At 69.3% G+C, this 22,206-nt stretch carries 21 protein-coding genes; 14 read left to right on the top strand and 7 right to left on the bottom strand.

Annotated features, from left to right (window positions below; translation table 11 throughout):
* Positions 1-89: 89 nt before the first annotated feature.
* The gene (locus ABZ319_RS21030) at positions 90-1,391 is read left to right on the top strand and encodes a DUF5933 domain-containing protein (RefSeq protein ID WP_354988154.1); all 1,302 of its coding nucleotides are present in this window, start codon (positions 90-92) and stop codon (positions 1,389-1,391) included.
* A 13-nt stretch (positions 1,392-1,404) separates the two neighbouring features.
* On the opposite strand, the gene ABZ319_RS21035 is transcribed toward ABZ319_RS21030, so the two are convergent.
* From ABZ319_RS21035 to ABZ319_RS21050, 4 genes are all read right to left on the bottom strand, one after another.
* Positions 1,405-2,736: a hypothetical protein gene (locus tag ABZ319_RS21035; RefSeq protein ID WP_354988135.1), complete on the bottom strand. Its 1,332-nt coding sequence runs from the start codon at positions 2,734-2,736 to the stop codon at positions 1,405-1,407.
* A gap of 158 nt (positions 2,737-2,894) precedes the next feature.
* Positions 2,895-5,138, bottom strand: a complete 2,244-nt coding sequence (locus ABZ319_RS21040; protein WP_354988136.1) for an AAA family ATPase — start codon at positions 5,136-5,138, stop codon at positions 2,895-2,897.
* Positions 5,139-5,249: 111 nt separating this feature from the next.
* Positions 5,250-6,122 (bottom strand): CDP-diacylglycerol--serine O-phosphatidyltransferase, encoded by an 873-nt coding sequence (gene pssA / locus ABZ319_RS21045; RefSeq protein ID WP_354988137.1) that lies wholly within the window; start codon positions 6,120-6,122, stop codon positions 5,250-5,252.
* A complete protein-coding gene (locus ABZ319_RS21050) occupies positions 6,122-6,838 on the bottom strand; it encodes a phosphatidylserine decarboxylase (protein ID WP_354988155.1) in 717 nt (238 codons plus the stop codon). The genes pssA and ABZ319_RS21050 overlap by 1 nt, the downstream gene beginning before the upstream one ends.
* Positions 6,839-7,118: 280 nt before the next feature.
* On the opposite strand from ABZ319_RS21050, the gene ABZ319_RS21055 reads away from it, so the two are divergent.
* Positions 7,119-8,147, top strand: a complete 1,029-nt coding sequence (locus tag ABZ319_RS21055; RefSeq protein ID WP_354988138.1) for a beta-ketoacyl-ACP synthase III — start codon at positions 7,119-7,121, stop codon at positions 8,145-8,147.
* A 19-nt stretch (positions 8,148-8,166) separates the two neighbouring features.
* Here the strand turns inward: ABZ319_RS21055 and ABZ319_RS21060 are convergent, their stop codons facing one another.
* Both ABZ319_RS21060 and ABZ319_RS21065 read right to left on the bottom strand, forming a co-directional pair.
* A complete protein-coding gene (locus ABZ319_RS21060; RefSeq protein ID WP_354988139.1) occupies positions 8,167-8,862 on the bottom strand; it encodes an SIMPL domain-containing protein in 696 nt (231 codons plus the stop codon).
* Between the two features lie 67 nt (positions 8,863-8,929).
* Complete coding sequence (locus ABZ319_RS21065; protein ID WP_354988140.1) at positions 8,930-9,379, bottom strand: SRPBCC family protein; 450 nt, start codon at positions 9,377-9,379, stop codon at positions 8,930-8,932.
* Positions 9,380-9,622: 243 nt separating this feature from the next.
* On the opposite strand from ABZ319_RS21065, the gene ABZ319_RS21070 reads away from it, so the two are divergent.
* From ABZ319_RS21070 to ABZ319_RS21125, 12 genes are all read left to right on the top strand, one after another.
* A complete protein-coding gene (locus tag ABZ319_RS21070; RefSeq protein ID WP_354988141.1) occupies positions 9,623-9,811 on the top strand; it encodes a hypothetical protein in 189 nt (62 codons plus the stop codon).
* Positions 9,812-9,865: 54 nt separating this feature from the next.
* Positions 9,866-11,539 carry an FAD-dependent oxidoreductase gene (locus ABZ319_RS21075; protein ID WP_354988142.1) on the top strand — a complete coding sequence of 558 codons (1,674 nt, stop codon included), beginning with the start codon at positions 9,866-9,868 and terminating at the stop codon, positions 11,537-11,539.
* Between the two features lie 7 nt (positions 11,540-11,546).
* Positions 11,547-13,013 carry an ATP-binding protein gene (locus ABZ319_RS21080; protein ID WP_354988143.1) on the top strand — a complete coding sequence of 489 codons (1,467 nt, stop codon included), beginning with the start codon at positions 11,547-11,549 and terminating at the stop codon, positions 13,011-13,013.
* Positions 13,013-13,366 carry a UBP-type zinc finger domain-containing protein gene (locus tag ABZ319_RS21085; RefSeq protein ID WP_354988144.1) on the top strand — a complete coding sequence of 118 codons (354 nt, stop codon included), beginning with the start codon at positions 13,013-13,015 and terminating at the stop codon, positions 13,364-13,366. The genes ABZ319_RS21080 and ABZ319_RS21085 overlap by 1 nt, the downstream gene beginning before the upstream one ends.
* Before the next feature lie 193 nt (positions 13,367-13,559).
* On the top strand, positions 13,560-13,994 hold the full coding sequence (locus tag ABZ319_RS21090) for a hypothetical protein (protein WP_354988145.1): 435 nt from the start codon (positions 13,560-13,562) through the stop codon (positions 13,992-13,994).
* Between the two features lie 408 nt (positions 13,995-14,402).
* A complete protein-coding gene (locus ABZ319_RS21095; protein ID WP_354988146.1) occupies positions 14,403-15,308 on the top strand; it encodes an RNA polymerase sigma-70 factor in 906 nt (301 codons plus the stop codon).
* A gap of 179 nt (positions 15,309-15,487) precedes the next feature.
* Positions 15,488-16,573 carry an FAD-dependent oxidoreductase gene (locus ABZ319_RS21100; protein WP_354988147.1) on the top strand — a complete coding sequence of 362 codons (1,086 nt, stop codon included), beginning with the start codon at positions 15,488-15,490 and terminating at the stop codon, positions 16,571-16,573.
* 99 nt (positions 16,574-16,672) lie between these two features.
* Positions 16,673-17,410: a Clp protease N-terminal domain-containing protein gene (locus tag ABZ319_RS21105; protein ID WP_354988148.1), complete on the top strand. Its 738-nt coding sequence runs from the start codon at positions 16,673-16,675 to the stop codon at positions 17,408-17,410.
* A 55-nt stretch (positions 17,411-17,465) separates the two neighbouring features.
* Complete coding sequence (locus tag ABZ319_RS21110; protein WP_354988149.1) at positions 17,466-17,765, top strand: hypothetical protein; 300 nt, start codon at positions 17,466-17,468, stop codon at positions 17,763-17,765.
* 268 nt (positions 17,766-18,033) lie between these two features.
* Entirely contained in the window at positions 18,034-19,656 is a 1,623-nt protein-coding gene (gene groL / locus ABZ319_RS21115) for a chaperonin GroEL (RefSeq protein ID WP_354988150.1), read from the top strand.
* Between the two features lie 267 nt (positions 19,657-19,923).
* Entirely contained in the window at positions 19,924-20,352 is a 429-nt protein-coding gene (locus ABZ319_RS21120) for a DUF4189 domain-containing protein (protein WP_354988151.1), read from the top strand.
* 140 nt (positions 20,353-20,492) lie between these two features.
* Positions 20,493-21,407 (top strand): hypothetical protein, encoded by a 915-nt coding sequence (locus ABZ319_RS21125; protein ID WP_354988152.1) that lies wholly within the window; start codon positions 20,493-20,495, stop codon positions 21,405-21,407.
* A gap of 105 nt (positions 21,408-21,512) precedes the next feature.
* On the opposite strand, the gene ABZ319_RS21130 is transcribed toward ABZ319_RS21125, so the two are convergent.
* Entirely contained in the window at positions 21,513-21,794 is a 282-nt protein-coding gene (locus tag ABZ319_RS21130; protein ID WP_354988153.1) for a hypothetical protein, read from the bottom strand.
* Positions 21,795-22,206 lie beyond the last annotated feature (412 nt).

A 22,206-nucleotide genomic window follows, 5' to 3' on the forward strand; every position in this document is an offset into this window, starting at 1 on the left:
GAACGCACCGTTCATGCGACGTTTACTATGGCTTGGTGTTGCTCGACGATCCGCGCCCCGAATCGGGCGGTGGGGTGGGCGGGGGCCGGATGTGGGTGCCGTCGAGGCGTGTCCGGATCGTCGTCGGCCTGACCGCGATCCTGTTGCTGCTCATCGCACTTCAGGTCGTCGCATCCCGCAACGATTTCGTCGGCCCCCTGCAGAGCCTGCTCTACGACTACGTCGGCACCCCGCGCTCGGTGACCGTGCCCTGGGCCGGACTCGGCCTGGCCCTGGTCGGGCTCTCGTGGCGGCGCCGCGGCATCGCGCTCGGCGCGGCCCTCGGCATCGATCTGGCCTACCAGGCCGTGCGCACCCTCACCGGCGGACCGCTGGCCCTGGGCAACGGTCCCGTGATCGTGCTCACCGCCATCGTGGCGCTGGCGTTCTGGCGCTGGCACGGCGTCGAGCGCGCCAACGCCCTGCACGCCGCGGCGCTGGGCATCCTGCTCACGTTGTCCAGCAAGGTCGCCGAGGTCTGGCTGTACTTCACCATGATCGCCGGACCCGACGTGCTGGACGAGCACGTGGTGCTCGTCGACCACGCGCTGGGCAACCCCTCCTGGGTGGTCGGGCAGTTCGTGGAATGGGCCGGGCCCGTGCTCTACGCGGTACTGCACTGGGTCTACATCGAACTTCCGGTCGCCGCCATGATCGTGACCATCTGGCAGCTGCGCCGGGTACAGCGCACCGGCGTCTGGCCCTCGCACTACCTGGTGCGCACGTTCCTGGTGATCGGGCTCGTCGGCCCGATCGTGTACGTGATCTTCCCCGTCGTCGGGCCCATGTTCGTGTACGGCGTCGACGGCAAGGCCTTCTCCCTCGGCGACTACTGGCCGAATGTGGTGCCGCCCATCGACTTCACGCCGGGCGCGCTGCCCTTCGACACCATCACCCCGCGCAACTGCATGCCCTCGCTGCACACCGCCTGGGCGCTGTCGATCTTCATCCACTCCCGCCGCGACGCCGACGGTTCGCGCGCCCCGAACTGGCTGCGCTGGGGCGGCACCTTCTGGCTGCTGGCCACCCTCGGCGCGACCCTCGGCTTCGGCTACCACTACGGCGCCGATCTGGTGGCGGGTGCGGTGCTGCTGCTCGCGGTGGAATCGGCGCTGCGCGCGCCCGAACGCGGCTGGGACCGGACCCGGATCAATCTGGTCGGCGGCGGCGCGGCGCTGTTCGCGGCCCTGCTGATCGCCTATCGCTACCTGTCGGTGCCGATCGCCGAGAACCCGGTGTCCGCGGGCATCGTGATCCTCGGGGTGTTCGGCGCGTACGTCTGGGCGTTCTACCGCGCCTGGTTCGCCGAGACACCCGTCCCCGCCGCCGCGCCGGCGGCAGTGCGCGCCTGATCGGCGCGCGGGCTCACTCCTCGTCGGTGGAAACCGCTGCGCCCTCGGCGGACTCCGGCTTCTCGGTGAGCGGGCGGCCGCGGCGCAGCACCTGTAATCCGACGATGCAGCCGATCGCGACCAGCACGCCGGTCCAGGCGGGAACCGAGGCGTCCTGCGGGGTCACCGTGCACACCACCGCCTGACTCGAATCCTGCATGGCGTAGTGACCGCGCGCGGAATAGTCGCGCAGGCCCAGCACCGCCGAGGGGATGAACAGCACGAGCGTGCCCAGCACCCGGCTCGGCACGTAACGCGGTGTCGCCGCGGTCAGCCCGTACCCGACCAGCCAGGACAGCGCCAGGGTGCCGCCGACGGTGAAGAACGCGCGATGGCTGCCCGCGGTGATCGCGGTGAACATCCCCAGCACCACCAGGAGCAGCAGCAGGATCATGAGCGAACCCTTGCGGCTGCCGTACCACATGCCCAGCACCGCGACCGCGACCGCGGTCGGGATGGCCCACCCGGGCAGTTCGGCGGCCAGCGCCGCCGAGCCCACCGCGCTCAATGCCACCGCCGCCAGCACGATCTCGCCGTCCCGGCCGGGCAGCAGCATGGCCGCGATGACGGCGGTGGTCATGGTGGTGACCACCGCCAGCCCGACCGAGGCGAGGGAGTCCCCGTGCCGCGACAGCCATTCCGCGCTCGCCACGGTGACCAGCACCAGCACCACGGCCGCCAGCACCGGCGCCAGCGGCAATTCGATCGAAGGCCGTTCGGCGGGTTCGCGATTGCGATTGGCCAGGGTGCCGATGGCGACCAGCACCAGCGCCACCTCGATCATCCACAGCGGCGGCATATCCAGCGATTCCCAGGCGCTGGGGAAGTTCCGGCCCAGCACCTCGCCCGCGAACGGCATCGGATTCACCGAACCGAGCAGCACGCTGATCAATACGCCCAAGGTCCAGCCGTACGCGGGCAGACGATGATGCAGCACCGCCGAACCGAGCGCGCCCAGGACCAGACCACCCGCGAGCGAATCGATGAAGTTCATCGTGGACAGGGAGGCGGTGACTTCCCCGGCCTGCCCGTAGAGGTGATTCGCGGTCAGCACCACCAGCCCCGCGAGGGCGGTACCCCACGCGGTGACGATGCTGCCGAGCGTGGTGATGAGCACCGCGGCGATCATGCCGACCAACACCCCGGCGCCTACCGCTCTGGGCAGGCTGTAGGCCATCAAATCCAGTTGCAACGCCGAAGACTCCGACGTCCAGCCGAAGTCGATCGGCAATGCGAGTGAAAGGCCGGCGACCGTGGTGGCGACCAATACCGTGATCGTCTCGGTGGCTACCTGATACGGTCTCACCTGGGAGAAAATACCGTGACACGGCGTACCGATCGGTCCGACTCGCCCCAACTATTTAGTTTGCCGATCGGATTCTCCGGCCCCGCGAATAACCCCGAGGGCCGAATTCCCGCACGACCGGCAGACAATTCGGCCGCTATTCCGGGCACCTCGCGAATTTAACCGGAGGCCGCCCGCTGCGCCGCGAACGCGCGCAGCGATTCCACCTGAACCGGATCGAGCGACGGCCGCACCGCCGCCCGCGCCGCGGCCATGTCCGCAGCCGTCACATCGCAGGCGTCCACATCGCGGCGCATCGCCGACAGCGCCGCCTCGCGCAACAGCGCCGCGCAATCGGCCGCCGAGTAGCCCTCCAGCTCCACCGCCAGCTTCTTGAGATCGACCTCCCCGGCCAGCGGCACGGATTTGGCCGCCGTGCGCAGGATTTCGGCCCGCGCCGCGGCATCGGGCGGCGGCACGAACACCAGCCGTTCCAGCCGGCCCGGCCGGGTCAGCGCGGGATCGATGAGATCCGGGCGGTTCGTCGCGGCGACCACGACCACGTCGCGCAGCGGCTCCACCCCGTCGAGCTCGGTCAGCAGCGCCGCCACCACCCGGTCGGTCACCCCCGAATCACTGCTCTGCCCGCGCCGCGGGGCGAGCGCGTCCACCTCGTCCAGGAACACCAGCGAAGGCGCGGAATCGCGTGCGCGCTGGAACAATTCCCGCACCGCGCGCTCGGAGGAGCCGACCCACTTGTCCATCAGCTCCGCGCCCTTGACCACGTGCACGCTCAACTGACCGGTACTGGCCAGCGCGCGCACCAGGAACGTCTTGCCGCAGCCGGGCGGGCCGTACAGCAGCACCCCGCGCGGCGGCTCGATGCCGAGCCGGGCGAAGGAATCGGGATGCCGCAGCGGCCACAGCACCGCCTCGGTGAGCGCCTGCTTGGTCTCCACCATGTCGCCGACGTCGTCCAAACCCAGACTGCCGATGGCCAATTCCTCGGTCCCGGACCGCGACAGCGGGCGGATGACCTCCAGCGCCCCGGTCAGATCCTCCTGCCGCAGCATCGGCTCGGACTGCTCCCGGCTGGCCCGCGCGGCCGCCCGCAGCGCCGCCTCGCGCACCAGCGCGGCCAGATCCGAGGCGACGAAACCGGGTGTGCGCGCGGCGATCTCCGCGGGCTTCAGCTCCCCCGCCGGAATCGGGCGCAGCAACTGCTCCAGCAGCGCGGCGCGCACCGCCGCGTTCGGCAGCGGCAGCGACACCTCGCGATCGCACAGATCCGGGGCCCGCAGCCGGGCGTCGACCCGGGCCGGATGCGCCGTCGTGGCCAGCAGCGCGACCGCGGGCGCGGCCACCGCCGCGCGCAGCTGATCGAGAATGAGGGTGGCCACCGGTTCGGGCTCGGCCGGCAGCAGCGCGTCGATGTCGGTGATGAGCAGCACCCCGCCCGCGCCCGAACAGATCTCGCTCACCGCCATGCCGACCTCGCGCAGCCGGGTGCCGCTCTCGGTCGCCCCGACCGAGGGGCCGTCCAGTTCCACCAGGCGCCGCGCACCCGTCACCGCGCGCGCGAGCGTGGTTTTGCCGACCCCGGCCGGGCCGGTCACCAGCACACCCAGCTGCGAGGACGCGCCCAGCGTCCGGAGCAGCTCCGGCTCGTCCAGGGCCAGATTCAGCCATTCGGTCAGCTTGGCGGCCTGGGCCTGCACCCCCGCCAGATCCGCCACCGCGACCGCCGACACCGGCGCGGGGGAGGCCGCGCGCGGACCGGCGGCGGGCCGATCGAGGCGGTCGGGCGCCTGGGACTGGTCGTCGCCCATGAGCGCGCGCGGGGAATCGGTGGCCGCCACACCCGGTCCCCACACCACCGCGCTGTTGGGCTGCACGCTCACCGGCCCGGTGGCGGGATCGGTGGCGGTCACGGTCAGCAGCTCCGAGGTCCAGGCATAACCGAACAGCTTCGAGAGTGCTTGGGTGGCAGCGGAATTGCTGGTACCCGGGCCCAGATCGCGCGGGGCCAGCGAGACCGTGTCGCCGACGGTGACCACCTTGCCGAGCAGGGCCTGGCGCAGGGTCGGCTCCGGGATGCTCGCGGTCGCCAGCGTCGAACCCGTCACCGAGATCTGGCGGGCGCCGTAGACGGTCACGGGCGAGACGACCACCGTGGCGTCCTCGCGCACCCCCGCGTTGGACAGTGTCACGTCATCGAGCAGGGCGGTGCCGGGCGCGGTCCCGGCCGGCGCGACCGCCACCACGGCCGCGGTGCGCCGCGCCCCGACCAGCGCGATGCCGTCCCACTCCCGCAGGCCCAGCGCGGCCAGCGCCTCCGGATGCAGTCGGACCAGGCCTCGCCGGGAGTCGGTGGGCGCGGAATTGAGCCGGGCGGTCAGCGCGAGTTCGGGCACGGCACCCATTGTGCTGGAAATATGCGCGCCACCGCCGGGTGTCGGCCCCGGAAAACCGAACGCCCACGGTTCGAGCCCTGCACAGGGCACGAAACCGTGGGCGTCCGAACGGGTTCGGGACTACAACTTTCCGCCGGGGCGGCGCAGGCGCAGGCGCGCCGAGGACATGCTCGCGATCGGGCGGCGGCGCTGTGCCCGGCGCTGCGCGCGGCGTTCGGCGGGCTTGTGATCCCAGGTCTCCGGGCGCGCGGCCACCCAGCGGGCGGAGTGCACGGCGAACGGGATGTGCCCGAGGTACAGCACCACCAGCGCCATCATCAGGATCAGCGGGTAGGTCACCAGCAGCGCGGCGGCCAGGGCCACCAGCACCAGCAGCAGCGGCGCGGTGCGCGGGGCCACCGACACCGACTTGATGGCCAGCGTCGGGAGCGTGCTCACGCACAGCAGGCCGGTCAGCACGACCCAGACCGCGACCACCGGGAAGCTGTCCCACCAGCCGTCGCCGAACTGCACCGACAGCGCGATGGGCAGCAGCGCGATCAGCGCGCCCGCGGGGGCGGGCACACCGACGAAATACTCCCGCTGCCAATCGGGCCGGGAGTCGTCGTCCATCAGGGTGTTGAACCGGGCCAGGCGCAGCACCATGCAGACCGCGAACATGAGCGCGACGATCCAGCCGACGCTGTCGGCCTCGAGGAAGGCCACGTACAGCACCAGCGCGGGCGCGACGCCGAAGGCGATCGCGTCGGACAGCGAGTCCAGCTCCGCGCCCATCTTGGTGGTCGCGTCGAGCATGCGGGCGATGCGGCCGTCCAGCATGTCGAAGATCGCGGCCGCGCCGATCAGCGCCAGCGCGAACGCGAGGTTGTTCTCCATGGCGAACTTGACCGCGGACAGTCCCGAGCAGAGCCCGAGAATGGTCACCATGCTCGGGAGCAGGCGCACGGTGCGATTGCGGCGGCGCTCGATCGGCGCAGGCGCGAGTTGTTCCATCACGAAACCAGTTCGGCCAGCACCGTTTCCGCGCCGATGGTCCGCTGTCCCGGCACCACCAGCAGTTTCGTACCGGCCGGGAAGTAGGTGTCCACGCGCGAACCGAACCGGATGAGACCGTAGGTGTCGCCGATGGTGAGCTTGTCGCCGACCTTGGGCTCGCAGATGATGCGCCGCGCCAGCAGGCCGGCGATCTGGATGACCGCCAGGCGCTGACCGCCCTCGGTCACCAGCACCAGGCTGTTGCGCTCGTTGGCATCGCTGGCCTCGGGCAGGTCCGCCGAGAGGAACTGGCCCTTCTTGTAGACGATGTTCTCCACGCTGCCGGCGATGGGCGCGCGCTGCACGTGCACATCGAGCACGGACAGGAAGATGCTCACCCGGGGCAGCGGCTGATCACCGAGGTTCAATTCCGCGGGGGGAACGGCCGTGTCGACCAGTGCGACCTCGCCGTCGGCGGGCGCGACCACGACACCGGGCCGGTTCGGCGGAACGCGATGCGGGTGCCGGAAGAACGAGGCGGTCGCGGCGGCGGCGAACAGACCCGTGCGGCGCACCCACTTACGCCGGAAACCCAGCACGGCTACCGCCAGCGGGGCCGCCACGAAGGGCAGACCGGCCGGGTGCAGCGGCGGGATGGCGTGGCGGACGAGATCGGCGACATGGCCGAGTCCGGTGGTTTCGGGAGTGCCGGGCGGGGTGGGACGGCGGGCCACAAGCTCCTCTTTCATGCGCGGGTAGGTGCGGAAAGCACCGCGCTCACACACTACGTGAAGGTGGTCCACCACTCGTGTCCTCCGTGGGCGATCGGGGGGTGACCGGGGCAGCTCCTAGTCCGAATTGTGATCGAACCCACACCCATGAGAGTCTTTCACGATTAATATGAGGGAGCCTCATGTCTGCGGTTTCAGTTACGCGCCGGCTGTGTACGGCGTTCCGCACGGGTGGGGGCCCGATGAAGGTCATGATCGACCCGCAGTACATAGGAGAAGCACCATGGCTGCTCGAATTGCCTCGATCAGCGGGGTAGAGCACACCGCGATACTCGGCCTCGGCGTCTACCGCCCGGCCCGGGTGGTGACCAACGAAGAGGTCGCCGGACCGATCGACTCCAGCGACGAATGGATCCGGACGCGCTCCGGCATCCGCACCCGCCGCTTCGCGTCCGAGGACGAGACGATCATCAGCATGAGCAGCGCGGCGGCCCGCGATGCCATCGAAGCCGCCGAGATAGCGGCCGGGGAGATCGACGCCGTCATCGTCGCCACCTCGACCTGGCTGCTGCTCACCCCGGCCGCCGCCCCGCAGATCGCCACCGAGCTGGGACTCGAGGCCGCCGCGGCCTTCGACATCTCCGCGGGCTGCGCCGGCTTCTGCCACGCGCTGGCGGTGGCCTCGGATCTGGTCAAGGGCGGCACGGCGCGCAACGTGCTGGTCATCGGCGTCGAAAGGCTGACCGACGCCGTCAATCCGGCCGATCGCAGCACCGCGTTCCTGTTCGCCGACGGCGCGGGCGCGGTCGTGGTCGGCGCCTCCGACGAACCGGGCATCGGCCCGACCGTCTGGGGTTCGGACGGCACCCAGCATCACGCCATCCGCCAGACCAAGGACTGGATGGAATTCTTCCGCGAGATCGACGAGCAGGGCCTCGACGCCGTGCGCCCGTATCTCGCCATGGAGGGCACGGCCGTATTCCGCTGGGCCGCGCACTCTTTGGAGAAGGTGTGCCGCGACGCCATCGAGCGGGCGGGCCTGACGCCGGACGATCTGGACGCGATGGTCCCGCACCAGGCCAACGGCCGGATCATCGAGATCATGGCCCGGGTGCTGAAACTGCCCGAGCACTGCGCGCTGGCCAACGACATCGAGGAGACCGGCAACACCTCGGCCGCCTCGGTTCCGCTGGCCATGGAAGCGCTGCTGCGCAACGGCGACGCCAAACCCGGCGGCACCGCCCTGCTCATCGCCTTCGGCGCGGGCCTGTCCTACGCGGCGCAGGTCGTGACGATGCCGAACTGGAAGTAGCGCTTGCCCTTTCGCGGGGTCAGCCGAGGTCCCAGACGACGGTGACGGTGAACGTCACCGTCTGCTGGCCCGGTTCCAGACTGAAACCCGAGGCGGAGGGCGCGGCATCGCGCATGACCGGGAAGTCGCCGCCCGAGCCGCCCTCGTTGATGGTCCGGACGTCCTTCAGCTTCGCGCCGGCCAGGTCCGCGTACTGCTGGGCGCGGGATTTGGCGTCGTCGAAGGCGCGGGCGCGGGCATCGGACAGCAGTTTGGTGTTGTCCTCCAGGCCGAAGGCCACCGAGCTGATGCGGGTGTCGTTGCCGCCGGCCTTGACCGCCGCGTCCAGGATCGCCGACGCCTTGGGCAGATCCCGGACCGCGATGTGCACGTTGTTGGTGGCCTTGTAGCCGGTGATGGTCCGGCCCTCCGGGCCGTAGGTGGGTTGCACCGACAGCTCGCTGGTCTGAATGTCCTCTTTCTTGGCCCCGGCGGTGACCATGGCCGCGCTCATGGCGGCGGCCTTGGCGTTCACCCCGTCCACGGCGCTGGACACATCGGCCGCGGACACCTCGGCCCCGAGATCGGCGTTGAGCACATCGGGCACGCCCTGCACCTTGCCGTTCCCGACCACGGTGACCGTGCGGTCACCGTCGGAACCCGAACTGCCACAGCCGGTCAGCACCAGCGCCAGACCGGTGGCCGCGCCGCAGATACCCAGAAGTCGTCGTCGCATGAGGCCGAACCTAGGGCACCCGGGCCCGGCCGGTCGGGAAAACACACGCGGCCGGGCGCATCGAGAACTACTTCTCGACCGACTTCTTGATCTTGCCGAGGGTTTCGTTCATGCCCGAGACCAGGGCCGCCTCGAACGACGCTTCACCGCCGAGGGTGGTGTCGATGACCTTGCGGACGATCCAGGTGACGCCATTGGGCACGTCGCGGCGCTGGGTCACGCGGGTGCCCTCGGCGGTGGGCTCGAGGGTGTAGCTCCAGATCGTGCGGTTCTCGGTCATGCGGAACGCCAGCGCCCGATTCGGCTCGAAGCGCACGATGCGCGAGGTGGTCGGCCACACCTTGGCGCCGTCCTTGTTCAGATTGACGGTCCAGGTGCCGGTCTTGACCTTGCCCAGCGGCTGCATCCGAATGCACTGCGGGCTGAACTCGGGCATCCGCTTCAGATCCGAGATGACGCTCCACACCTGCTCGGGCGTTGCCGCGATATCGATGGTGGCTTCCAACTTGTTCGGCAACGCTGCCTCCGAGAGTGTGACGATCAGTACCGCTCATCCTAGTTCGGCCGATGTGGCCCGCGGCAATCGAACAGGTTTCGAACAAGATCGCGGATTCGAACAGCGATCCGAACACTGAAGATCAAGTGCATTACATTCCGGTGCTGCCGATCTGCCGAATGTAATGGCCGGAGCAGAATGTCGGATAGACCTGAATACAGACCACAGCCACCTGCTTCCGACGGAAACGTGAGGTGATCGGCCGTGAAACTGCGCTCGCTCCTGCACCGCAAGACCAAGACGGTCCCGATCCTCCCCGCCGAAGCCCGCGCCGGCGCACCGCAGCGCCACGGCCGCCTGGGCCGCTCCAAGACCAACGGGGCCCTCGAGGAGCAGCTGGAACGTCTACTCACCCCGAGCGAGCTCGATATTGTTCAACACCATCGCATCTGAGCCGGTGGCGGCGTCGCGACCTGCCAATTTGCCACCCCGCCGCATAATCGTTAGGTGACCTCACCAGCTGCCGCCAAACCGGCCATCCTCAGCGTGGACGACGATCCGGGCGTTTCCCGGGCCGTGGTTCGCGATCTGCGCCGCCGCTACGGCGCCGACTATCGCATCCTGCGCGCGGAATCCGGCGCCGATGCCCTCGAGGTACTGCGGGAACTGAAACTGCGCGGCCAGCCGGTCGCGGTATTGATCGCCGACTACCGGATGCCGAACATGAACGGCGTCGAATTCCTCGAGCAGGCCATGGACCTGCACCCCTACGCCCGGCGCGTGCTGCTGACCGCCTACGCGGACACCGACGCGGCCATCGAGGCCATCAATGTCGTCGACCTCGATCACTACCTGCTCAAGCCGTGGGATCCGCCGGAGGAGAAGCTCTACCCGGTCATCGACGCCCTGCTCGAGGCGTGGCGCGGGGACGAGCACCGGCCGGTCACCGAAACCAAGGTCGTGGGCCATCGCTGGTCCGCCCGCTGCTCGCAGGTCCGGGAGTTCCTGGCCCGCAACCAATTGCCGTATCGCTGGTACCAGGTCGACGAGCCCGAGGGCGCGCGCCTGCTCGCCGCCGCGGACGCCACCGAGGATCAGTGCCCGCTCATCATCAACTCCGACGGCAAGGTCCTGGCGATGCCGTCGGACTCGGAACTGGCCGCCGCGGTCGGGCTGAACATCGATCCTTCCGGCGACTTCTACGACCTCATCGTGGTCGGCGGCGGACCGGCCGGGCTGGGCGCCGCGCTGTACGGCGCCTCCGAGGGCCTGCGCACGGTGCTGGTGGAGCGCACCGCGACCGGCGGTCAAGCCGGTCAGAGCTCGCGCATCGAGAACTACCTCGGCTTCCCGGACGGCGTCTCCGGCGCGCAGCTGGCCGACCGTGCCAGGCGGCAGGCGGTGAAATTCGGCGCCGAGCTCATCACCGCACGCGAAGTCGTCTCGCTGGAGGCGTGCGGTTCGGCGCGCGTGGTGAAGTTCGCCGACGGCGGCAGCATCGCCGCGCACAGCGTGCTCATCGCCACCGGCGTGAACTACCGGCATCATCCGGCGCCCGGCGTGGACGAATTCACCGGTCGCGGCGTCTATTACGGCTCGGCCATGACCGCGGCGTCGGACTGCGCGGACAAGGACGTCTACATCGTCGGCGGCGCGAACTCCGCGGGACAGGCGGCGGTGTACCTGTCCCGGCACGCGCGCACGGTGCACATTCTGGTGCGGGCGGAATCGCTGGTGGATTCGATGTCGCACTACCTGATCCAGCAGATCGAGCAGATCCCCAACATCAAACTGCGCGCCCGGACCGAGGTGGTCTCCGCGCACGGCGACGATCACCTCGAGCACCTGGTGGTGCGGGACAACGCGTCCGGGGCCGAGGAGAAGGTGGACGCGGAACGGCTGTTCCTGTTCATCGGCGCGGCCCCGGAAACGGACTGGCTCGACGGCGTGGTCTTCCGCGACGACAAGGGCTACGTGCTCGCCGGCCCCGACCTCATGGTCGACGGCGCGCGCCCGGCGGGCTGGGAGCTGCCGCGCCCGCCGCACCATCTGGAATCCAGCGTGCCCGGGGTCTTCGTGGCGGGCGACGTCCGCTCGGAATCGGCCAAGCGGGTGGCCTCGGCCGTGGGCGAAGGCGCGATGGCCGTCATGCTGGTCCACCGCTACCTGGCGAAACAGTAGGAGTGCCGTGGGAACGAATCTGATCTGCGATCCGAACGAACTACGCGAACTGTTCCTGTTCGAGAAGCTGAACGACGAACAGCTGGCATGGCTGTGCCGGGACGGCCGGGTCGAGCGCTTCGAACCGGGTCTGGTCTTCCGCGAGGGTGATCCGGGCACCTGTTTCTACGTGCTAATGGACGGTGAGGTCCGGCTGACCAAGATGTCGGGCGGAGAGGAGATCGAACTCGTTCGCACCGACCACCGCGGCGTCTACTCGGGCGCGTGGATGGCGTACATGGGCGACAAGGTCGATCAGCACTACTCGGGCTCGTTCTACGTCACCCGGCCGTCGCGGTTCTTCGTGCTCGACGCCGGGATCTTCTCCGCCATGATGCAGGACTGGTTCCCGATGGCGGTCCACCTGCTCGAAGGAGTGTTCTTCGGCAACCGCAACGCCAATGAGCGCATCGGGCAACGGGAACGGCTGCTCGCCCTGGGCTCGCTGTCCGCGGGCCTGACCCACGAGCTGAACAACCCGGCCGCCGCCGCGGTGCGCGCCACCTCCTCGCTGCGCGAACGCGTCGCCGGGATGCGGCACAAGCTGAAGATGATGGCGCACGGCAAATTCGACTCTGCCACCCTGGAAAACCTGGTGCAGCTGCAGGAGGAGGCCGCCGCCCAGGTCGCCAAGGCCCCGATCCTGACACCGCTGGAAGCCGCCGACCGCGAGGACGAACTCGGCGACTGGCTGGAGAACCACGGCATCAGCTTCGGCTGGGACATCGCGGCCAACTTCGTGCAGGCCGGGTTCGACATCGACTGGCTGGAGAAGGTCAAGGGCACCCTGTCCGCCTGTGACGGACCGGTTTTCGAGGGCGCGATCCGCTGGCTCAACTACACGGTCGAGACCGAACTGCTCATGAACGAGATCGCCGACTCCACCACGCGGATCTCCACGCTGGTGAACGCGGCCAAGCAGTATTCACAGATGGACCGCGCGCCGTTCCAGGTCGTGGACATCCACGAACTCCTCGACAGCACGCTGGTCATGCTGGGCCGCAAGCTCGGTGACGACATCGAGGTCGTCAAGGAGTACGACCTGGCCCTGCCGCCGGTGCCCTGCTACGCCGCCGAGCTCAATCAGGTGTGGACCAACCTGATCGACAACGCGATCGGCGCCATGGCGGGCCGCGGCACGCTGACCGTGCGCACCTACCGCGACGGCGAATGCGTCGCGGTGGAGATCGGCGACACCGGTCCCGGTGTGCCGGAGGAGATCCGGACCCGCATCTTCGAACCGTTCTTCACCACCAAACCGGTCGGCGAGGGCACGGGCCTGGGCCTGGACATCTCGTTCCGCATCGTGGTCAACAAGCATCACGGCGACATCCGGGTGCAGTCCGTGCCGGGTGACACCCGGTTCATCGTGCGACTGCCGCTGGAAGCATCCGAGGACATGGCACCGCCGCTCACCGAAACAGGAGGTCAGTGATGTCGGAACAGATCGAGGGCATCGATACCACGGTCCCGCCCAGCGGCCCGGGGTGTGTGGAATGCGAAGCCGCGCAGGGCTGGTGGCTGCATCTGCGTCGTTGCGCGCAGTGCGGGCACGTGGGGTGCTGCGACAGCTCACCCTCGCAGCACGCGTCCAAGCACTTCAAGGACGCGGGTCACCCGTTCGCGCAGAGTTACGAGCCGGGGGAGAGCTGGTTCTACAACTACGAGAGCGGCGACATGTACGGCAACGGCCCGGATCTGGTCGCGCCGCAGCACCATCCGCTGGAGCAGAGCGTGCCCGGGCCGCGCGAGCGCGTGCCCGCGGATTGGCGGGGTCAGCTGAACTGACCCCCGGACCGGGCGCATCGGCGGCGTCGCCCGCCGCCGGCATCCGGTGCGCTCCGGTCGCTCTCGATCCCGATCGCCGGGAATTTGCGGGCTCCGAACTGCCACTGCACGAAACCGCCGGGTCCGGGTACGCTGCTGCGAGCGCCGGGCGGGTCCGGCGCGCAGACATCGCGGAGAGTTCGGAAAGCAGGGTATGAAGCGGATCTTTGTGGGTGCCCTCGCGGCGGGCGCGCTGGTACTGGGCCTATCGGCTTGCGGTTCGGACACTTCCACGGGTGCGGCGAGCACGTCCGAGAGCGCCTCGGTCACCGCCGCCGCGGCCCAGGTCACGGCCACCGCGGTCACCACCCCGGCCGCACCGCCGGTGGAGCCGCCGGCCGCCGCCCCGGTGACCACCGTGATCAAGAAGAACAGCGCGCCCAACGGCGCCCAGACAACCTGTGGCGAATTCCGTGAGCTCGACGGCGACACCGAGATCCAGGTCATCCAGCAGGTGCTGGCGGCCAATCCCGGATCCAAGTTCGCGGGCAGCCCCAATGTCGCGCTCAGCACCGCCAAGCTCGTGTGCGGAGAAGCGAATTCGGCCGGTGCGGTGATGGCCGACGCGATCGGCGCGACCGCTCGATAATCCGGTGTTGCCGCGCGTCGGACGCCCTCGCGGGACCCGGCGCGGCACACCCCTGCTCGGCGGAGTTCCAGCACCGGCGGGCGCTGGACCCGGCTGTGTGGCCGGTGCGCGAAGCGCTGCCGGCACATCGCCGGACCACCGAGAAGACGGCTCGGCAGTCGCATATTCCCGGCCCCGCTGCCCAGCGTCACGTGTCACACCCGGTGCACCGCACGTGCGCTTTTCCGACCGGCGCGATGATCCAACGGCGCGGCGCGTCAGCCGAATCCAGCGGAGCCGTTGGTGGCCCGTTGGTGCGTGGTTGGCGGCGCGGGCCACCGTGTGCAGGTGTGGATGGTCACCGGAACCCGGGCTCGGCGCAGGCGTATCGTCCCCGAACGACCGCGTAGCGCGAGGAGGGGCGGGCAGATGGATGCCGAGGGGCTGGCCGAATTCGAACGACATCGGCCGCGCCTGTTCGCGCTGGGCTATCGCATGCTCGGGTCGGCGAGCGAGGCCGAGGACGCGGTGCAGGAGACCTACCTGCGCTGGGACGCGAGTCAGCGCGGCGACATCCGTTCCGCCGAAGCGTGGTTGACCACCATCCTGGTCAATCTGTGCCGTACCTGGCTGGATTCGGCGCGTGCCCGCCGCGAGACCTACGTCGGCCCGTGGCTGCCCGAACCCGTCGCGACCCCCAACGGCCAACTCGGCCCGCTGGAGTCGGCCGAACAGCGGGAGCTGGTCTCGCTGGCGATGCTGGCCCTGATGGAACGCCTGACCCCCGCCGAGCGCGCGGTCTTCGTCCTGCGCGAGGCCTTCGGGTACGCCCACCGCGAGATCGCCGACATGCTGGACCTCACCGAATCCAATTCCCAGCAGCTCTATCGCCGCGCGGCACAGCACGTCCGGCAGGAGCGCCCCCGATTCGAGCCCGCGCCCGCGCAGGCCCGCGCGCTGTTCGAGAAGTTCCTGATCGCCGCGCAGGCCGGGGACGTGGAATCGCTCGGCGCGCTGTTCGCGGCCGACATCACCTCGGTCGCCGACGGCGGCGACAAGGTCAATGCCGCCCGCCGCACGGTCGTCGGCCCCGACCGCGTCGCCCGCTACCTGGTCGGCCTGTTCCGGTTCTCGGTTCCGGGCCTGCGCGTCGACATCGAGAACGTCAACGGCACACCGGCCCTGGTCGCCCGCGCGCCCGGGGTCGTGCTGCTGGTGCTCGCCGCCGAGTTCGCCCCCGACCACTTCGCGTCGCTGCGCCTGGTCGTGAACCCCGACAAACTCGCGTACTTCACCCGGACCGATCAATCGGCAACCGGCGCGCCCCCGGCCTGACGGTTCGATCGGAACGGGCATCGATCGGCGGTCGGCCTCGCGGCAATCCAGCGCGGTCCCGCCGCCGCATCGTGCGGTCGGGGCGGGCCGGTCGGCGTGACGCAGCACACGGCCCGGGTTGTCAGGGATCGCGGGGCTGTCCCGTCTGAGTGGTATCGGACCAGCGAAAGGGGTCGGCCATGACCGGGGAACATCGGATTGTCGTCTTGGGTGCGGGATACGCGGGGCTGGCGGCGGCGCGGCAGGCCGCGCGGGCGAAAGGCGTGCGGGTCACCGTGATCGACGCCCGGGCCGAGCTCGTGGAGCGCGTGCGGCTGCACCAGGTGCTGGCGGGGCAGGAGGTGCCGCGCTGGAATCTTCGAGAACTGCTGGAGCCCAAGGGAATCGAGTTCACGCAGGCACGGGCGACCCGGATCGACCCGGAGGCGAAACGGGTGGAACTGGCCGATGCCGAACCGGTGCCCTACGACTCGCTCGTCTACGCGCTGGGGAGCGTGGCCGACACCGGCGGCGTGCCGGGCCTCGCGGCGCACGCCCACGCGGTGGCGACGCCCGAGGATGTGCGGCGGGCGCCGGAGCTGTCCGGCCGTGTCGCGGTGGTGGGCGGCGGCTCCACCGGCATCGAGGTCGCGACCGAACTCGCCGAATCCCGGCCGGACCTCGAGGTGCTGCTGATCAGCGCCGACGAGCCCGGGGCCTGGCTCTCGGCCAAGGCGCGCGGGCACATCGGGGCGGTGCTCGACCGGCTCGGGGTGCGCGTGCACGCCGGGGCGAAGGTGGCCGCGGTGACGCCGACCGGACTCGACCTGGTCGACGGCGCGCACGTGCCCGCCGGCACGGTCCTGTGGACCGCCGGTTTCGCGGTCCCCGACGTGGCCGCCCGCTCCGGTCTGGCGGTGGACGCGCGGGGCCGCGTCCTGGTCGGCGACGACCTGCGCGCCGTGGCGCACCCGGACATCTACGCGGTCGGCGACGCCGCCGTCGTCGCGGGTCCGGGTGAGCGCGAGCTGCGCATGGCCTGCGCCACCGCGCTGCCCGCGGGCAAGTACGCGGCCACGGCCATTACCGCGCGCCTGCGTGGGAAGGAGCCCGCCGCACGGCAATTCCGCTACTACTTCCAGTGCCTGAGCCTGGGCCGGCGCGACGCGGTCATCCAGTTCCTGAACCCCGACGACACCCCCACGGCCCGCGCGGTCACCGGGCGGCCGGCGGTCTGGTTCAAGGAGGGCATCGTGCGCGGCGCGGGCTGGGCGGCTCGTCCCTGACGGGCGGCGGGGACGGCCCCCGCGGGCAGCACCGGAAAGTTTTCGCTGATCGTCAACTAATGGTTGACCATTGAGAGATGGTCAACCTACAGTTGACGTATGACGAATCCTTTCCGCCTCGACGATCTGATCGACGGCATCAAGAAGGCCCGCCCCGACAACGCCCTGGACCAGCTCTCGGACGCCGTGGTCGTGGCCAATCACCTCGGTGAACTCGCAGACCACCTGATCGGCCATTTCGTCGATCAGGCCCGGCGCTCCGGGGCGTCCTGGACCGATATCGGCGGCAGCATGGGCGTCACCAAACAGGCCGCCCAGAAGCGCTTCGTGCCCAAGGGTCCGGGTGACGCCGCCGAGGCCGCCGCCCTCGATCCCCAGGCGGGCTTCGCCCGCTTCACCCCGCGCGCCCGGCACGTGGTGGTGGCCGCGCAGGAGGAGGCGCGCGATGCGAGCAATGCCGAAATCACCCCCGAGCACCTGATCCTCGGTCTGCTGAAGGAGCCGGAATCGCTTGCGGTGCAGATCATCATCGCCAAGGGCGTCAGCATCGACGCGGTGCGCCGGGTCGCCACCGCCGCGCTGCCCGCCGCCGCGGACAAGATCGCGGCGTTGATTCCCTTCGACTCTCAGGCCAAGAAGACCCTCGAGCTGACCTTCCGCGAGGCACTTCGGCTGGGCCACAACTACGTCGGCACCGAACATCTGCTGCTGGCGCTGCTCGACGTGGAGGACGGGACCGGCGTGCTGTCCGGGCTCGGCCTGGACAAGGACTCGGTGTCCGCGGACGTCGAGGCGCTGCTGTCCTCGATCACCGGGGGCGCGCCGGAAGTGAAATAGCAGTTGCGGGGGCAGCCTCACGTGACTCCTGGGGCGCGCCCGATAGGATATCCGTATGGCGGACGACGAAGGTTCCGACCTGGTTGCGGGGGAAACGCGCGCAGATCTGCTGCGCGCGCTCTCCTATGTCTCCACCGAGGACACGCCGGACGGCGGCTACATAGTGAACGGTGACCTGCCACCCGATGTCGCACCGGCCTTCATTCGCGCGATCATGCGAATCGAGGCCGAACTCCTGCTCAATGACGCCGAACTCGTCGACGTCGAGCAGGGGGAACCGCGAACGCCGGAGGAACGTCGCACGGACGCTCTGATAGCGCTGCTCCTGCGGGTCGACGACCGCTTGGTCAGGTAGAGACACGGACCGCGCCCTCCGGGGCCGGGCCGCCGGGTCTGTTTCGGGGTTCGGGGGTCGCCCCCTGCTATCCCGGTTAGGTTGGAGTGAGACCTCGTTTCGCGCTGCCCCGACCTTGCACTCCCCGGGGGAGAGTGCTAGAAATGGCTTTGGCACTCCCGACCTGTGAGTGCTAGGTCGGGACGGTGAGGCCCCTTGTGGTCGTCCGTCGCGGGCACCGAGCCTGGCCAGATCGTGTCAATCCCCTGATCTGGAGGATCTCAACGCAATGGCCAAGACAATTGCGTACGACGAAGAGGCTCGCCGCGGTCTCGAGCGGGGTCTGAACGCCCTGGCCGACGCTGTCAAGGTGACGCTGGGCCCGAAGGGCCGCAACGTCGTGCTGGAGAAGAAGTGGGGCGCCCCCACCATCACCAACGATGGTGTCTCCATCGCCAAGGAAATCGAGCTCGAGGATCCGTACGAGAAGATCGGCGCGGAGCTCGTCAAGGAAGTTGCCAAGAAGACGGATGACGTCGCTGGCGACGGCACCACCACCGCCACCGTGCTCGCCCAGGCGCTGGTGCGCGAGGGCCTGCGCAACGTCGCGGCCGGCGCGAACCCGCTGGGCCTGAAGCGCGGCATCGAGAAGGCCGTCGCGGCCATCACCGCGCGCCTGCTGGAGACCGCCAAGGAGGTCGAGACCAAGGAGCAGATCGCTGCTACCGCTGGCATCTCGGCCGGCGACTCGTCCATCGGCGATCTGATCGCCGAGGCCATGGACAAGGTCGGCAAGGAAGGCGTCATCACCGTCGAGGAGAGCAACACCTTCGGTCTCCAGCTGGAGCTCACCGAGGGCATGCGCTTCGACAAGGGCTACATCTCGGGTTACTTCGTCACCGACCCGGAGCGTCAGGAAGCGACCCTCGAGGATCCGTACATCCTGCTCGTCGGCTCGAAGATCTCGACCGTCAAGGACCTCCTGCCGCTGCTGGAGAAGGTCATCCAGGCCGGCAAGCCGCTGCTGATCATCGCCGAGGACGTCGAGGGCGAAGCCCTTTCCACCCTGGTGGTCAACAAGATCCGCGGCACCTTCAAGTCCATCGCCGTCAAGGCGCCGGGCTTCGGTGACCGTCGCAAGGCCATGCTCGCCGATATCGCCATCCTCACCGGTGGCGAGGTCATCAGCGAAGAGGTCGGCCTGTCCCTGGACACCGCCGGCATCGAGCTGCTCGGCACCGCCCGCAAGGTCGTCATCACCAAGGACGAGACCACCATCGTCGAGGGCGCGGGCGACCCGGAGGCCATCAAGGGCCGCGTGGCGCAGATCCGCTCCGAGATCGAGAACTCGGACTCGGACTACGACCGTGAGAAGCTGCAGGAGCGGCTGGCCAAGCTGGCCGGCGGCGTCGCGGTCATCAAGGCCGGCGCCGCCACCGAGGTCGAGCTCAAGGAGCGCAAGCACCGCATCGAAGATGCCGTGCGCAACGCCAAGGCCGCCGTCGAAGAGGGCATCGTCGCCGGTGGTGGCGTTGCTCTCGTGCAGGCCGCCCCGGCCCTGGACGAGCTGACCCTGACCGGCGACGAGGCCACCGGTGCGAACATCGTTCGCGTCGCGCTGTCCGCGCCGCTGAAGCAGATCGCGTTCAACGCCGGCCTCGAGCCGGGCGTCGTCGCCGAGAAGGTCTCGAACCTTCCCGCCGGCCACGGCCTGAACGCCGATTCGGGCGAGTACGTCGACCTGCTGGCCGCCGGCGTTGCCGACCCGGTCAAGGTCACCCGCTCCGCCCTGCAGAACGCCGCCTCCATCGCGGCGCTGTTCCTCACCACCGAGGCCGTCGTCGCCGACAAGCCGGAGAAGGCCGCCCCCGCGGGCGACCCGACCGGCGGCATGGGCGGCATGGACTTCTGATCCCCTCGGATCGATAGTCCGCGCCGAACCGACGCGGTTCTCGCAGCACACGACCGAAGGCCGGTCCACCGAAAGGTGGGCCGGCCTTCGGCGTTGTGGTTACTCGTGAGTTGTGTTCGCCGCCAATGGAATGTGTTGTCGGTGCCCTGTGATCTGCTGCTGTCGGGGTTCGGGAACTGATTGGACAAATCGGGCATCGAATCGCCAGGATCTGTAACTGGTTTCAAAACGAAGCCAATTCGATGGGGAGTTTTCACGATGTTCGCAATGGGCAAGGTTGCCCTGGGTATGGCCGCTGTCGCGTTGACGGCGGGTGTGGTTACGGGCGCCGGGACGGCGAGCGCCGAGCCGGGGCCGGACGGGCGCTACTACGGCTCGATCGCGCTGGGGCAGTGGGACGACGGCACCGAGACCTGGGGCACCGCCTACAACTACCCCAACTGGCAGGAGTCGGATTGGGACGCGGTGAGCGAGTGCGGTTACGCGCACTGCACCGTCGAGGTTCGGTTCGTCGACGGGTGCGGCGCGATCGCGAAGAGCTCGGGTTCGAACCCCTCCTACTTCCGGGGGACCGGCGCGACCCGTTTCGATGCCGAGCGCGCGGCCCTGCAGGCTGCCTACCGGCCCTCGTCGATGAGCGCCTCGGGCGGGCCCGGCATCCTCGTCGTCTCGCAGTGCACCGACAACGTGCGCTGACCTTCCGAGTTTCACGTTCCGAAAGCCGGTTCACCGTGTGGTGGACCGGCTTTCCGCGTGGTGGCGGGCCGGATACGCGGGTACGCTCCGGCCGGACGTCGAGCCTGGGGAGTTGGCTCGAACAGAGGAGGGGAGACCTCATGACCTATCCACCGCAGGGCCCCGGCCCGGGCAATTCCGGTCCGTATGGGCAGGTCCCGCCGAACCACGGCGGACAACCGCGACAGCAGTTCCCGCCGCAATCGCCACCGCCGCAGGGGTTTTCGCCGCAGGGGCAGGGTGGTCCGCAGCAGTGGCAGGGACAGCCGGGCCCGGGCGGGCAGCCACAGCAGCCGCACGGTCAGCAGTGGGCGCCACCGCAACAGCAGCAACCGCAGTGGGGACAGCAGCCGCCGCCGAACCCGCAGGGCACGCCCGGCGGGAAGCCGCCGGTGGTGCTGATCGGCGTGGCCGCCGTCGCGGTCCTCGCGATTCTGATCGGCGTGATCGTGGTGGTAGCCGGTGGTGACGACGACTCCGACACCACCGCGGCGAAACCCACCACGACCGCCGCGCCCGCGGCCACCACCGAGTCCTCGAAGACGACCACCACCGGGAAGTCGACCACGACCACCAGCACGAAGGCCGCCGCCGCGGTGCCGGCCGAGGTGCAGCCGATTCTCGACGCCATGCCCGCGGCGCTGCGCTCGGCGGTGGCCCCGAACTTCAACCGCACCACCAAACCCGGGTACACCGACGACGACGCCTTCGACACCGGCGCCGATTTCAACATCGGGCAGAAGGACGCGCTCATCGCCGGTCTGACCGACGGCGCCTCCAAGGATCGTGCGGTGCTCGCGCACATCAGCACCGATCCGTCCAAGCTGCCCGCGCTGTGGCGTAAGCAGTTTCCCGATCGGCTCACCGAGCAGGGCGGCAAGTTGATCCGCTTCAACGACAAGAGCGTCAGCGGCACGATGGAGTACTTCAACCCCTCGACCAACCTGTACATCGCCGTCACCGGGTTCAAGGACAAGGCGGCGGTCATGACGTTCATCGAGCGCGCCGGGCTCTGATGTCCTGAAACGGCAACCGCCGGAACGGCATTCGCGAGGACCCTCGGTTTCCGGACCGGGGGTCCTTCGCTGTCCGGGAGTCGCCGGCCCGTCGAGTGCGTTCCGTCAGCGGTTGGGGTGCCGCTGGGACAGCGTGGCGGCCGCGTCTATGGGGCGGATGCCGAGCGTCGTCGCGGCCGCCGCGACGCTCGCCTGTAGTTCGGTGTCGTTCGCCCGGGCGGGGTCGTAGAGGAGTTCGACCAACTCGATCGCGGCCATCGCCTGCTCACGCGTGAACACTTGCCCGGGCAACCAGCTCACCCGCCAGCGCGTATCGGCCGAGTCGGACAGTCGCTCCGCGAACTCACCGACAATGCCACTCGTGATCGACGAATCGCAGACGTACACATCTCCCAGGGTGCGCGCTGCACGCGCATCGGTAAGCCCATTCGCGAGGATTGCACGATTCGCACGAACTTTTCCGGGTCCGCGGCCCGGGCGAGTGCGTCCCGCCGCCTGTTTTCGCGCGACACGCGCCTCTGACCAGCCGATTTGACTTCATTCGTAGTGACACGTAACTTTATCCAAGTCAGAGCGACACGGACACCGACCCGGAGCCCCAAGGGCCTGGGAAACGAGGTTGTACGAGGAGCGCCTGATGATCACATTAGCTCAACTGACCAGCGGATTTGGTTCTGCTGCGAGGTAGGAGCTAAGCTATGTAAGCAGCCACGGAGACCGACCGGGACAAAGAGCCCGCGAAGTTCCGTGTGCGTGTGTTCTTTGAGAACTCAATAGTGTGTCGATGAATGTCAGTGCC

The organism is Nocardia sp. NPDC005978 (assembly GCF_040614455.1).
GTDB lineage: Bacteria > Actinomycetota > Actinomycetes > Mycobacteriales > Mycobacteriaceae > Nocardia.

Coding starts and splice junctions, on each gene's coding strand:
- ABZ319_RS21040 (WP_354988136.1), bottom strand. CDS start 5,138: ATGGGTGCCGTGCCCGAACTCGCGCTGACCGCCCGGCTCAATTCCGCG.
- ABZ319_RS21030 (WP_354988154.1), top strand. CDS start 90: ATGTGGGTGCCGTCGAGGCGTGTCCGGATCGTCGTCGGCCTGACCGCG.
- ABZ319_RS21125 (WP_354988152.1), top strand. CDS start 20,493: ATGACCTATCCACCGCAGGGCCCCGGCCCGGGCAATTCCGGTCCGTAT.
- ABZ319_RS21105 (WP_354988148.1), top strand. CDS start 16,673: ATGACGAATCCTTTCCGCCTCGACGATCTGATCGACGGCATCAAGAAG.
- ABZ319_RS21120 (WP_354988151.1), top strand. CDS start 19,924: ATGGGCAAGGTTGCCCTGGGTATGGCCGCTGTCGCGTTGACGGCGGGT.
- pssA (WP_354988137.1), bottom strand. CDS start 6,122: ATGGAACAACTCGCGCCTGCGCCGATCGAGCGCCGCCGCAATCGCACC.
- ABZ319_RS21100 (WP_354988147.1), top strand. CDS start 15,488: ATGACCGGGGAACATCGGATTGTCGTCTTGGGTGCGGGATACGCGGGG.
- ABZ319_RS21095 (WP_354988146.1), top strand. CDS start 14,403: ATGGATGCCGAGGGGCTGGCCGAATTCGAACGACATCGGCCGCGCCTG.
- ABZ319_RS21110 (WP_354988149.1), top strand. CDS start 17,466: ATGGCGGACGACGAAGGTTCCGACCTGGTTGCGGGGGAAACGCGCGCA.
- ABZ319_RS21090 (WP_354988145.1), top strand. CDS start 13,560: ATGAAGCGGATCTTTGTGGGTGCCCTCGCGGCGGGCGCGCTGGTACTG.
- ABZ319_RS21055 (WP_354988138.1), top strand. CDS start 7,119: ATGGCTGCTCGAATTGCCTCGATCAGCGGGGTAGAGCACACCGCGATA.
- ABZ319_RS21060 (WP_354988139.1), bottom strand. CDS start 8,862: ATGCGACGACGACTTCTGGGTATCTGCGGCGCGGCCACCGGTCTGGCG.
- ABZ319_RS21085 (WP_354988144.1), top strand. CDS start 13,013: ATGTCGGAACAGATCGAGGGCATCGATACCACGGTCCCGCCCAGCGGC.
- groL (WP_354988150.1), top strand. CDS start 18,034: ATGGCCAAGACAATTGCGTACGACGAAGAGGCTCGCCGCGGTCTCGAG.